Source organism: Clostridium mobile (genome assembly GCF_018918285.1).
Lineage (GTDB): Bacteria > Bacillota > Clostridia > Clostridiales > Clostridiaceae > Clostridium_AW > Clostridium_AW mobile.
This window is the reverse complement of the sequence record NZ_JAHLQF010000003.1, coordinates 467241-481510: the sequence shown is the minus strand read 5'-3', so window position 1 is coordinate 481510 and position 14270 is coordinate 467241. Positions and strand designations below refer to the sequence as shown.

General features: G+C 30.9%; 10 protein-coding genes. All 10 read right to left on the bottom strand.

Annotation, left to right across the window (positions count from 1 at the left end):
• Window positions 1-14: 14 nt before the first annotated feature.
• A complete protein-coding gene (gene gltS / locus KQI86_RS14045) occupies window positions 15-1241 on the bottom strand; it encodes a sodium/glutamate symporter (RefSeq protein WP_216439985.1) in 1227 nt (408 codons plus the stop codon).
• Between the two features lie 159 nt (window positions 1242-1400).
• Complete coding sequence (locus KQI86_RS14040) at window positions 1401-2591, bottom strand: dicarboxylate/amino acid:cation symporter (protein WP_216439984.1); 1191 nt, start codon at window positions 2589-2591, stop codon at window positions 1401-1403.
• A gap of 310 nt (window positions 2592-2901) precedes the next feature.
• Window positions 2902-4437: a histidine ammonia-lyase gene (hutH, locus tag KQI86_RS14035; protein WP_343216182.1), complete on the bottom strand. Its 1536-nt coding sequence runs from the start codon at window positions 4435-4437 to the stop codon at window positions 2902-2904.
• A 72-nt stretch (window positions 4438-4509) separates the two neighbouring features.
• The gene (locus tag KQI86_RS14030) at window positions 4510-5811 is read right to left on the bottom strand and encodes a Na+/H+ antiporter family protein (protein ID WP_216439982.1); all 1302 of its coding nucleotides are present in this window, start codon (window positions 5809-5811) and stop codon (window positions 4510-4512) included.
• A 25-nt stretch (window positions 5812-5836) separates the two neighbouring features.
• Window positions 5837-6721 carry a histidine racemase CntK family protein gene (locus KQI86_RS14025; protein ID WP_246582816.1) on the bottom strand — a complete coding sequence of 295 codons (885 nt, stop codon included), beginning with the start codon at window positions 6719-6721 and terminating at the stop codon, window positions 5837-5839.
• Between the two features lie 519 nt (window positions 6722-7240).
• Complete coding sequence (locus tag KQI86_RS14020) at window positions 7241-10306, bottom strand: ATP-binding protein (RefSeq protein ID WP_216439981.1); 3066 nt, start codon at window positions 10304-10306, stop codon at window positions 7241-7243.
• Window positions 10307-10367: 61 nt separating this feature from the next.
• Complete coding sequence (locus tag KQI86_RS14015; protein ID WP_216439980.1) at window positions 10368-11000, bottom strand: trimeric intracellular cation channel family protein; 633 nt, start codon at window positions 10998-11000, stop codon at window positions 10368-10370.
• A gap of 47 nt (window positions 11001-11047) precedes the next feature.
• A complete protein-coding gene (locus KQI86_RS14010) occupies window positions 11048-11881 on the bottom strand; it encodes a methyl-accepting chemotaxis protein (RefSeq protein WP_216439979.1) in 834 nt (277 codons plus the stop codon).
• Window positions 11882-12028: 147 nt separating this feature from the next.
• Window positions 12029-13282 (bottom strand): imidazolonepropionase, encoded by a 1254-nt coding sequence (gene hutI / locus KQI86_RS14005; protein ID WP_216439978.1) that lies wholly within the window; start codon window positions 13280-13282, stop codon window positions 12029-12031.
• 9 nt (window positions 13283-13291) lie between these two features.
• Window positions 13292-14197 (bottom strand): glutamate formimidoyltransferase, encoded by a 906-nt coding sequence (gene ftcD, locus KQI86_RS14000; RefSeq protein ID WP_216439977.1) that lies wholly within the window; start codon window positions 14195-14197, stop codon window positions 13292-13294.
• Window positions 14198-14270: the final 73 nt, after the last annotated feature.

The following is a 14270-nucleotide window of genomic DNA, read 5'->3' as shown; positions in this document are numbered from 1 at the left end:
TATTAAAAGCTATACTATTTAAAAAGATTCATGAAATATACTATATTAGGTATACCAAATAAATCTATTAAAAATGCTCCCACTAATGGTACTATTAAGAATGCTTTTGTTGATGGTCCATATTTTTCTGTAACAGCACTCATATTAGCTATAGCATTAGGAGTGGCTCCTAAGCCATGTCCCGCCATACCTGATGCCATAACAGCAGCGTCAAAATCCTTTCCTAGTAAGTTAAATACAACAAGTGTTGTAAATATTATCATAAAACCTACCTGTGCAAATAGAACTACAAACATTTGTCCTGCTAAGCTTGTTAGTTCCCATAGTTTTAAAGTCATCAATGCCATTGATAGGAATATACCTAATGCCACATCACCTATTAAGTCTATGGTATAAAAATCTAAATTTATTAGCTTTATTTTATCATTTATATTTCTGAATATTACTGCCACAAACATAGCTCCAACATATCCTGGAAGTACAGTTCCAGTTTTAGCGATTAAATCACAGCCTATACCTCCTATTGTCATACATACACTGATAACTCCTAAATGTAGTAAAAAACCTTGTGCTGTAACTTTACTATCTGTTATTCCAGCCACCTCTCTATAAGATGTTTCCTCCATTTTTTCTTCATCTGCTGGTTTTAAATCATACTTATCGATCAAAAATTTAGCAATAGGTCCTCCAATCAACCCTCCAGATATTAATCCAAAAGTTGCTGCTGCTACTGCTACGGTAGTAGCTCCTGCAACTCCTAATGATTCAGCTGTGGGACCAAATGCCGCCGCTGCACCGTGTCCACCCTCCATGGATACTGCTCCCATCATAACTCCTAAAATCGGATGTATGCCTACCAATTTAGCCATTCCTACACCGATAAGATTTTGTGCTACCGCTAAAATACTTGATAAAAGCCAATATATTAATAGTAATTTACCACCTTTTTTTACAAGTGCGAAACTTCCTCCTAATCCTACAGTTGTAAAAAACACTATCATAAACGGTGATTGAAATGTAGTATCCATACTTATAGTTATAACATTACTTTGCTTCAAAAATAAAGCTATTACAGAAAATAAAAGTCCTCCTATAACAGGTGCAGGTATACAGAATCTTTCAAAAAAACTGATCTTTTTTCTTAGAAAACCACCTAAAAATAATAACAATATTGCCAAAGTAAGAGTTGAGATCATGTTTACATTTAAAGTTAAAACTCCTTCGATTGTTTCAATATTCATACTAATCCCCCTTATTTTTTATTTATCCCCATATAAAGCACTTTTCATGCCAAAAGTTTCTGCTTTAATATTCAATATGTTTAGAATATTAAAGCAGAAAAGCACCCTGCCAAAAATGCCTATCGGCATTTTTTGCAGGGTGCACATTTGTGATTATCTTTATTCAACTACAACTTCTTTTTCTACATTAATATTATTTTTCTTACATATTCCCATAAGCATTAAAGCTATAGCTCCATCTCCCGTTACATTACAAGCTGTTCCAAAACTATCCTGCAATGCAAATATTGTCAATACTAATGCTACTGCAGCATCAGTAAATCCTAAAATTCCGGTAATCAATCCTAGTGACGCCATAACAGTTCCACCAGGTACTCCTGGAGCTCCTATAGCAAATATCCCCAATAATATAATAAATTGAATCACACTTCCTACAGGTGGTAAGGTTCCATACACCACTTGAGAAACTGTTAATACAAAGAATACCTCTGTTAAAACAGAGCCACAAAGATGTATAGTAGAACATAGAGGAATAGCAAAGTCTACTATTTCATCGCTTAATACGGAAGATTTACGAGCACATCTAAGTGCTACTGGTAACGTAGCCGCACTGGACATAGTTCCAACTGCTGTTAAATATGCAGGACCATAATGTTTAACTACTTCCATAGGATTCTTTTTGGAAATAGCACCACCAATTGCATATAAGAGAGTAAGCCATATAATATGTCCTACTATTACTAATAAAATAACTATTAAAAATACCGGTAAGTGTTTTGTTATACTTCCCTCATAAGCCAATGATGCAAAAGTACTCGCTATAAAAAATGGTAGTATCGGTATGATTACTCTAGTAACAATAGCTAGCATAATTTCACCAAGTTGATCTAATAATTTTTCTACTAAGTCAGAATTAGTCCATGCTGTAGCAAGACCAATTAAAATAGCTGTAACTAAGGCAGTCATAACAGACATTATAGGTGGTATATCTAGCTTAAAAACTAGCTTTGGTAATTCTCTTAAATTATCTACACTACCTCCTATAGATAATTTAGGAATAATTGCATAACCAGCTAATGCTGAAAATGCTGCTGCACCTATGGATGATATATATGCAATCACTACTGTTATTCCTAGCATTTTGCTTGCATTAGCCCTCATTTTTACTATAGAAGGTGCAATAAACCCTATTATTATAAGTGGTATAGAATAAAAGATTAGCTGCCCTAAAATGTGTTTTATCGCTACTACAACTCCCATTACTCCCGGAGAAGAAATCATTCCTATCAAAGCTCCAATGATAACTGCTAATAGTAGCTTTAGAACCAGATTATCTTTTAGTTTACTCATAAGAACCCCCCCATTATGTTTATATAATATAATATATAATTAATAGCAATATATATGCCAATTAATTATATATTATGAACCATTGAATATCAATAGTTTTAACTTTCACAGAAAAATCTCAATTATCAATTATGATAATTTCCTCTACTATTTTATTGTTATTGATCACTACATTTTATTATAACTAATCATTGTAATGATTTATCATTTTTAAGAATTAATTACCAAATATGATAATTAATTCAAAAGAAAAAAAATCCTGTAGAGCTTAATTAAGCTCTACAGGATTTTTAATAATTACTATTGTAAATTAGTGTTCTAAGTCTACAACCTTTTCAACTTCTTCTAATATTTTTCCATTAACAATTACTTCTGTAACTCTATCTAATTCTTTGTACATTTCTATATCAGTATCATATTCCATAAAGTTCACTGCTTCTCTTATTACTTTATAAGCTTCTGCAGTTCCCTTTCCTAATTCGAAGCTTTTATCAGCTCTAAAGTCTATAGCCTGACAAGCTGCCATCAATTCTGTAGCTACAACTCTTGTAGCATTTTGGATTATATCTCTAGCTTTTCTTGCAGCTATAGTTCCCATACTTACTAAGTCTTCTTGATTAGCTGAGGATGGTATTGAGTCTACAGATGCAGGATGAGCAAGTACCTTGTTTTCAGATACTAAAGCTGCTGCTGCATATTGAGTAATCATAAATCCTGAATTCAATCCACCGTGTCTAGCAAGGAAAGCTGGCAAATCATTTAATTGAGGATTTATAAGTCTTTCAAGTCTTCTTTCTGATACATTAGCAATTTCTGCAGCACCAATTCCTAAGAAGTCGAATGGCAATGCCATAGGTTCTCCATGGAAATTACCACCGGAGATTACATCTCCTTCTCTTGTGATAATAGGATTATCTGTTACTGAATTTATTTCTATTTCAACTTTTGATTTTACATAATTGATTGTGTCCTTACTAGCACCATGAATTTGAGGTACACATCTTAAAGAATAAGCATCCTGTACTCTTAATTCACCTTGTTTTGTCACATAAGTACTACCTTCAACTAATTTTAATAAATTTCTAGCAGTAGCTAACTGTCCAGCATGTGCTCTTATTACATGAATTCTTTCATCAAAAGCATCTGTTATTCCTCTTAAAGCCTCTATAGTCAATGCAGCTGCTATATCACTAACTTTTAATAATTCTATAGCATCATAAGTTGCTAACGCTCCAGTTGATGTTAGTACTTGAGTACCATTTATTAATGCTAAACCTTCTTTAGCATCTAATATAATGGTAGGAATTCCTGCCTTTTCCATGGCTTCTTTACCAGACATTATTTCTCCTTTATATTCAGCTTCTCCAAGGCCTAACATAGGTAGAACCATATGAGCAAGTGGTGCTAAATCTCCTGATGCTCCTAATGATCCTTTTTCAGGAATTATTGGATGTACTCCTTTATTCAACATTTCTACTAAAGTATTCAATGTTTCTATTTTTATTCCTGAATATCCTTTTGCTAATGCATTTGCTCTAGTAAGCATTATTGTTCTTACAATATCTGTAGAGAAACTTGGGCCATATCCACAAGCATGGGAGCGTATAAGATTTTCTTGTAATGTATTACAATCTTTTTTTGATATACTTACATTACAAAACTCACCAAATCCAGTAGTTACACCATAAACAACTTTTTCATTCTCTACAATATCATCAATTATTTTTCTTGATTCTTTTACACTTTTTACAGCATCTTCACTTAGGGAGACTTTGCATCCCTTTCTTGCTACATTAATTATCTCCTCTAGAGTTAAGTCATTTCCTGTCATTATAACTTCTTTTATTTCTTTCACGGCTATTCCCCCTTTAGTATTTTATATAATTTTATATTATATCTTTTGTATATTTTAAATATTTTATCCTATCATTAAAGCTCCTAATATTCCACCAATAAATAATGGTATATTAAAGAATATAAATGTCGGAACACAAGTATCCCAAATATGATCATGCTGACCATCTATATTTAAACCTGATGTAGGTCCAAGAGTACTATCTGAAGCTGGTGAACCTGCATCTCCTAGAGCACCTGCAATACCTATCATCAATGCTATAGCAGCAGGGCTAAATCCAAGTTTTAAAGCTAGTGGACAATAAATTGCAGCAAGTATTGGAATCGTTCCAAAGGATGTTCCTATTCCCATGGTGATCAGCAATCCAACAGCTAACATTAAGAAAGCTCCTCCAAGTTTACCTCCTACCATTCCTGCTGTAGTATTTACTAAGGCTTCAACTGCTCCTGTTTCTCTTAATACTTGTCCGTAACCAGCAGCTACTAACATTACAAAGGCTATAAATCCCATTATTTTCATTCCGCCATCCATCATTTCGTCTATTTCTTTATATTTTATAGCTCCTGTAACTATCATAACAAGTAATCCAGCTAATGCTCCTAATGGTAAGGAACTAGTAGTTATCTGAACAACAAAAGCTGCTGCTGCTCCTAATAACCCCATATACTGTTTAGTTCCCATTTTTACATCTTCACTATTCTCAAAATCTTCTATCATTTTTTCGCTATATTCTCTTGGCTTTCTATAAACAACAAATACTGCTATTAATAATCCTATTAACATGCTTAATCCGCCAATCCACATAACTCCACCAATTTCAGATGTAGTTATTTGAACACCATTTTGAATCATCTGGTCTCTAATAATATTATGGAAAATAAGTCCAAATCCAGCTGATAGAGTAACATAAGGTGCTTTAAGTCCAAAGGTCAATGCACAAGCTACAGCTCTTCTATCCAATTTCATTTTATTCATCAATGGAATTAGTGGTGGAATTAAAATTGGAATAAAGGCTATATGAACTGGTATAAGGTTTTGTGAAAAACAAGCTACAAAGGCTATTATCAATGTGAATGCCACTGCTTTTCCTTTTACTCCACCGGCTATTTTTTTAGCCAATATAGTAGCTAATCCCGTCTTGTTAATAGCAACTGCTAGTGCTCCTAATAAGATATAACTTAAGGCTGTTTCAGAGTTTCCTCCCATTCCGCTTATTAATACCTTCATAGTTTCTGGTATAGGCATTCCTGCGGAAACTCCCGCTACTAATGCCGCTGCAAGTATAGCTAAAATTACATTTAATTTTAATAAACAAAGTGCTGCCATAACTATAACTGAAATTACTACCGGATTAAATAATAACATTATTATTCCCCCTTTATTTTTTTATTTAAACATTAAAATTGTCTACGTTTACTTTTCCTTCAGCTACAATTTTTACTAAACCATCCAAACAAACATGGATTACTTTATTTTCTTTCCAGTCAGCTATAACTTGCAGCTCTCCACCGGGTTGCTTAACTTTTTCTTCTACGGAACATTTTCTTGTGTAAGCCAACGCTGCACCTAATGCTGATGTCCCCGATGCACAACTTCTTTCCTCTACTAGACTATCAGTACCTTTTACGTAAACTAATGGTTCTAAATAATTTTCCTTATAATCATAGTACATGATTCCAAATGCATCATAATCACTATTATCCATTTCACTTTTTAATAGTTTAAAAAAGTATTCTCTATTCTTTATTTGTTCTCTATTCACTATAAAATGCGTAATTCCTGAAAACTCCACCTTTATTCCGGAAAAAACGATATCATTTCCCTTTACGGAGAATTCTTTAATTTCCTTTGGTAGAGGCATGTACACATTAGACGTATACACATGACTATCTTCTGTTTCGCGGACTTCACAGCGAATCAAATCTTCAGCTCCAGATACTTCTAAATCTACTATATACTTATCCATTTCTTTAGTAAAATAAGGATATTCATTGTAAACCACCAATGCTGCTAAAGACCTTGCTGCATTACCGCAAAATTCACCCCCCATCATTTGGAGTCTTAGATATTTATTCTTTTCTTCTTTATAAAGGTTTGCTTTTTCAATAAATCCAACCTGTTCTGCATATATACTGTTATAATTCATCAACTTTATTGCTACATTCATTTGTTCATCCCTTGGAACTTGATCTAAAACAAATACTGTCATATTCTCCACTGGATTTATCTTAACAAAATGAAGCTTAATTTTCCATCTCCTCCTTTCGTGAATCATTTATCTTTTGTACAATTCAATTATATCATAATTTCGTCAAATAAGAGTCTATTTTGAATCTTTTAAAAATTTAAAATTGCAAAGCAGTTTTCTCGTTTAAAATGTAATACAATGTAAAATCAACTTTATTTTTTAGATTATTAATTACATTTTATACTTTATATTGATTTTTTTCGCCATAGCGTCAATAAAACGTCTATTTTTTCAACACCAAATTTTAATTGTGTCTATTCGAATTTTCTGCCTTATGTTTTTATTTATTTTTATCTTTCAATTTTAATACTATTCCGAATTATCACACTAAACCTTTAAATTATTATCACTTTAGTTTAATAATACATTAAATTACTCAATTAATGTTCTTAATACTGCCACAAATACTATTTTTTATCAATACCACCTTCTTCTTATTAATAATTTTATTAACTTACGCAAATATTTATTCATATATAGTATAAAAAAGTGGTTTATATATACAAACCACTTTTTTACTATATATTAAATAGCAATCAATATACTTTAAGAGATTTCATATGACTTTCTAAGTATATCTATAACCTCTATTTCATAATTATCTCTTGCTTCCTTTAAAAATTTAACACCTTCATCACAATAATAATTTATATCTTTATCTAAATACTTACTAAATACTTTATTTAGATTTTCATTTTCCTCCATACCTACTCTTATCTCCGCCTTAACTCTATATACCACACCTATCTCATGAGGATTTTTAATTTTTTGGGAATGTAAATCTGCATTCTTTAAATATTGTAATGCCTCATTATAATTTCCTTCTTTTACATTTAAAAGTGCCATAAATGCCTCTAATATAGAACGCCTCCATACGGAATCAAATTGATTATATAATTCATAAGCCTTCTCAAAGTAGTCTTTAGCCCTACAATAATCTCCCATATCAAAGGCGGCCTGACCAGCATTTATATTAAATACTGCTAGGCTAGTTAAAGCATTTTTATTTTCACATATAGCTATAGCTTTATCATAGTAATTTAAGGACTCTACAAATTTCATATTAAATCTTCTTATTTCACCAATATAATTATATGCTGCTGCGATATTCAAAGAATATTTATCTGCCACTTGTTTTGTTACATTAAATATATTTATCGATTCATTGAGTAGTTTTTCAGCTTCTTCATATTCTCCGCACATTATATTATATAGTCCTTTTAATCTCAATAATATACCTATCTCCTTGTGATAATTACACTCTACTGCTAGATTTAAAGCTGAGCTAACATATTTTATCATAAGTTCAGTATTATTAGTCTGTATGCAAAAATATATCATTTGCTTATATCCTTCGAGAGCATAATCCCTATCTCTAATTTCTAATGACTTTTCAATCATTTCTTGTATAAATCCCGTGCCTTGATCATAATCTCCTTCTCTTATCAAGTACCTACCTTTCATATGAAGAAAGGCTATCTCTAGTTCGATTACTTCCTCTGTAGCTCCCTCTTTCTTTTTCGCTTCCTTCACCAAATTTTCAATATCTTTTAAATGCTTTATAGTTTGTTGCTTACTAAAATAAGCATATTTATATGCCTCTGTATCAGTGTTGCTCAGTATAGGAAAAAGTTCATGACTAAAATTTAAATAATAATTTAAACTTTTTATTTTGTAGTTTAAAGACTTTACTGCATTGTCACTATTAGAATAATGATATATTAGTTTATGATAGGTGTTTATATCTGTTTTATTATTTCTTAAGGTTTTCTCTAATAAATCGCCAATCTTATTGTGAAGAATTTTTTTTCTTCCATCAGATTGCTTTATATAAACAAACTCCCTTAGTTTTTGGTGAGTAAATTTAAAGCTGATTTTATCATTGCTATTTAATTCTTTTAATATAAATTTATTCTCCAACTCTTCTATTATATCCATTATTTCTAATTGGTCCTTACCAGTTAAATCTTCTAGAATATTTAAGGGTACCTCGTCAAAGAAAAGAGATGCTATATTTAATATTTTTTTACCTTCATCAGATATATATAGAAATCTACTTTTCAATATGTCTTGCATTTTAACAGACATAATATTCGTATCTCCATTGGACTTAATTATATTTAAATACTCATTTAAAAAGAAAGTATTTCCCTCAGTTTCATCATAAATTTTCTTTAACATTTCTCTTGTAATACGATAATCCGGAAGGGCTTTTTTGATAAATCCCTCTACCTCTTCACTATTAAATCTAGGCAGATCTATAGCTAATATTTTATTATAACTATTCATAGTAGTTATAAATTTATCCACATTACTATCGTATTCATTTCTACAGGTGGCAATAAATATAGTATTATTTTTATGTTGATGAAGCATAACGCTGCTTAATAAAGATAAACTCATACTATCCATCCATTGAATATCTTCGAATATAAATATAACTTTCTTTTTTTCTGTAATTTTCTTTAATATGTCGGAAATAATATCTGCTATCATTTCATATTTAAGTGTCTCAATATTTTCTATTAGTTTTATATTTGTACTTCCTTCTTTTTTGTGAAATTCTGGAAATATATTAGAGATAATATTTTCCCATACGGTTGGAATGGTAATTTTATCATTCATTATAGTGTCTGATATTTTAGAAATAATAGCATTCCAAGGCTTTAAAAGGTATTCTTTCTCTACTTGATAGCAACTAGTTTGAAATATATATACTTCTTCAGAATCTATACTCTCTATAAACTTATCTTTTAGCCTACTCTTACCAATGCCAGCTTCTCCTGTTATAATCGCCGACTTACCATTATTCCCTGTAGTAAAGTTTTTATAGTTATTTTCTAGTAGCCTCAATTCATTACATCTACCATAAAAGAAATCTGTAGAACTAATTGTTTTACCTTTTTGTCCTTCATTCATGATATCCAATACTTCATTAAATATTTCTCGAGTTTGTTCATCAGGAGTTATACCTAATTCCTTATCTAATAGTTGCGATAGCTTATTGTAAGTATCTATTACTTTTCCATAGCTTCTAGTGTTTTTATAATGGTCCATCAGTATCCTATAGGCCTTTTCATCAAACTCATCTACATTAATTAAAAGCTTAGCATATCTTTCTATATTATTATCAATAGAATTTTTTATATCTTCTGATATTTTATCATATAATTTTCCTATATATTTTTCCTTTAAATTTTCTCTAGTCTTAATAACCCATTCTTCAAATTCCTCTGCATTTTTAACAAAAAAACCTTGTAAAAATTCTCCTTTGTACGCTTCAATACATTTATCTTTATCATTTAAAAAAATATCTATATCCAATTCTATATCCATATTTGGATTTAACATAACTATAGATTTTTTAGGAGATATAATCACTTCTTCATCAAAAGACTTTTTTATTTTATAAATTGCATTTCTTAAATTTTTCTTAGCCACATTTTCTTCTTCATCAGTCCACAATAAACCTGCTAATTCATCTCTACTAGCCTTTTTATTTACTAACAAATAATAAAATAAAGCCTTTACCTTATTATATGGAAAAATTATTTCTTCTTCATTAATTTTAATAACAGGAGTACCAAATAATTTTGCATAAATCACAATCACTTTTATCCCCTCTTTATTGTTTTTTATTTGCTGAATATATAATAATTATAGTACATAAGTACTATTTTGTTAAATTTTCTTGTTTTATCCTAATTCTAGCTTTAGGAAGTTGTAAATTACATTTCATAGATATGATTCTCACTATAAAAGTAACAAGGAAACATACATATAAAGCTACAGAATCTCCAAAATGTTCTCTAACTGCTACAAAAGATAATCCACCTACAATACAAGCTACAGCATATATTTCTTTTTTAAATACAAAAGGAATCTCTTGGGCAAAAACATCTCTTAAAATCCCTCCCCCAACTCCTGTAAACAATCCAAGGGATACAATAATAAAAGTGCTTGTAAAATTATTTTTTATCGCTACACTGCAACCTATAGCTGCAAAAGCTCCTAATCCTATAGCATCTGATATTTGTATAATGTTATTTAATTTATTTAATTTATCATAAAATATAAACACAATAACTGCCGTTATTATACTAATTGTAGCAAAAAACGGGTTCACAAAAGCTGCAGGAGGATGAATTCCTATTAAAATATCTCTAAGCACTCCTCCACCTACCGCAGTGGTAACGGCCAATACTATTGTGCCAAACAAATCCATTTCCTTACTGATACCTACCATACATCCAGATAATGCAAAAGCGATGGTTCCAATAATCTCAAATATGGACATTAAATTCATATTAATTTCTCCTTAGTAAATATTTATAATATTATTAGTTTAAACTTTTAATATTGTGCTGAAATATGTTCTAAAACTTCAGCATTAGAATTTAAATCCTGTATGGAAGCTGTAATTTCTTCCAGCGCTGCTGCCTGGTTATGAAATGTTTCATTTATTTTTTGTATACTATCCGAGATGTTTTTTACAGATGTCTGTATTTCATTAATTATATCATTTATTTTAGTTATAGATTCACTACTTGAATTGGATAGCTTTCTTATTTCAGAAGCTACCACAGAAAAACTTTTACCATATTCCCCAGCTCTTGCTGCTTCTATTGAAGCATTTAATCCTAATAAGTTAGTTTGTCTCTCTATAGCTTTAATAAAATTTATTATTTCATTACTGTTTAATGTTTTTTCAAAGGCTTCCGTAGCTTCTTTCAATACAATTTCGTTTAAAGATGCAGTATTCTGAACCCCCTCTGAAACTTCATTAATCGCATCAGCGATTTGGCCTGATGCTTCCGATAAATTTTTTGATAAATTTAACATGTTCTCTTGTTTCTTTAAGCTCTTTCCTATAGAAACAACTCCAACAATTTCTCCATTATTACCTTCAATTGGAACCGCTATAGACTTTAACTTAAAGTCAAATACCTCTTCTTCGATAACTTTTGTCACTATACTTTTTGTCCTTATAGCATCATAAGTGGAACTTCCTTTTTTTATTATATCTCCTACTTTTATGTCTGGCCTTATATTTTCACTAGGAGAAAAAGCTATAAATTTTTCTTTATCCGTAAGAGCAAAACTAATCTCCTCTTCTAATAAACTAGATAAATACGGACTAATATTAATAAAAGATTGTAATATTCCCTCATTAATTTTATTATTCATTATTAATTCCCCCTATATTAATTATATTTAAAACTTATATCAGTTATCAAGAAGAAAAATAAATCCACTTACTTTATGTCAAAATAAGTGGACTTATCCGTGTGTTAACCGAAGGTATTTAAATTTGTATATGAAAATAATAATTAACTATTTTTCATGAACTAGAACTCCATTCTTCACAACTCTTTCTACTATATTAACTCCGGTATGATATGGTAAAAATTTATATGATGGGTATTCTAATATTACTATATCACCTTTTTTACCCACATCAATGCTTCCAATGGAATCCGCTCTATCTATAGCAGCAGCTCCATTTATTGTCATAGCAGTAATTGCTTCTTCTATGCTCATATTCATATATATAGTAGATAAAGCAAACATTAATGGTATTGAGTTAGTAAATCCACTTCCCGGGTTAAAATCTGTTGCTAAGGCTACAGCGCAACCACTATCTATCATTATTCTTGCTCTTGCAAAAGGCTCTTTTAAACAGAAAGCAGTAGTTGGTAAAAGAGTGCTTACTACTCCTTTCTCAGCCATATCCTTTATTCCTTTATCTGAGGAATGAAGGAGGTGATCCGCTGATATAGTTCCTAATTCAGCTGCTAACTCTGCTCCTCCAAGCTGAACTATTTCATCTGCATGTATTTTTAATTTCATTCCTAATTCTTTAGCTCTTAAAAGAATTTTTCTTGACTCCTCTATGGAGAATACTCCCTTTTCACAGAAAACATCACAGAAATCTGCTAAATTATTTTTTGCTACTTCTGGCAATACTTTCTCTAGCATAAAATCTATATATTCCTCTGCTCTTCCTTTATATTCATTTGGAACAGCGTGAGCTCCCATAAAAGTCTTGCAGATATCTACTGGATGATCCTTTTGAAGTTCTGTCATAGCTTCTAATTGTCTCATCTCTGTTTCATAATCTAAACCATATCCACTTTTTCCTTCTACAGTAGTTACCCCAAAGCTAAGCATTGAATCTAATCTTTTTCTACCTGCATCCACTAATTCTTCTTTTGAGGCATTTCTAGTATCCCTAACAGAACTTACTATGCCACCGCCTCTATTCATAATTTCCATATAGCTGTCTCCACGTAATCTCCATGAAAACTCTTCTGCTCTATACCCACCAAATATAAAATGAGTGTGGGAATCAACAAAACCCGGTAGAACACATTTTCCTTTAGCATCAATAACTTCATAATTAGATTCATCATATTTTTTTAATATTTCATCCGTTTTTCCTATGTCTTTAATTATTCCATCTTCAATAACTACTGCACCATCTAGAATTACATTGATCTCTGACATTTCTTTACCAAATTTAGCCTTAGTTCCACTACAAGTAACCAATTCATGAGCATTCTTTATTAACATATTTCCCTTTTTCATTAATATCACCTACTCCATAAACATATTTTCTAATATTTGTTCCATTGAAAAGTCATCTACTTGAAGGTAGTATAATGCACTATCTACTAACGCACTCATCGGAATAGTTCCTATTATTTTACTATTTATTATACTAACTCCAAATCTTTTACTTTCCATTTTTACCATTTCAAATACTTTATACAAAGACATCTTATTATAATCCGTCATTGTTACACAAATCTGTACTAATTGGCTATTATAAAGCTTTACGCCTATAGCTTTACAAAACCTCAATCCCCCACTCGTAAACCTAATGCTTTTGGCTATGCTATCTGCTACTTTCTTATTATCCGTGTTTAGATTTATATTTAGAGAAATGTATGGCATTCTAGCACCTACAGCAGTGACTCCTGCTGTTATATGCAATTGCCTCGATCCGAAATCAGGCTTCCACCCTGGTCTATTTATCTTTTCTCCAAAGCCTTCATATTCTCCTCTTCTTATATGAGCCAAATTTTCACGTTCAGGCTTAATAGCAGATTTTTCATATAAATATATAGGAACATTAAATCTTTCCCCAGCTTCTTTTGCAAACTCCTTTGATAAATTTACCGCTTCCAGCATAGACATGTTCTTTATAGGAATAAATGGAACTACATCTACTACTCCCATTCTAGGATGCTGTCCCTTGTGTTCTCTTATATCTATGATTTTTATAGCAATACCCATAGCTTCTAACATAGCATTTTTTATACTTTGTGGTTCTCCCATTAATATTACCATTGTTCTGTTGAGATTTACATCATTATTATAATCTATCAGCTTTACCCCTGTTTTTCTCCTGAAGGCATTTACTATTTTTTCAATCTTATCTAAATCTCTACCTTCACTAAAGTTAGGTAAACACTGTATTATCTTTCCTGAATCTACCACAAAAGTCCCACCTTTCAAGCAATTATGGCAGGTAATTTATTTTATATATAGTTTTGCAGTATACAGGTATTGT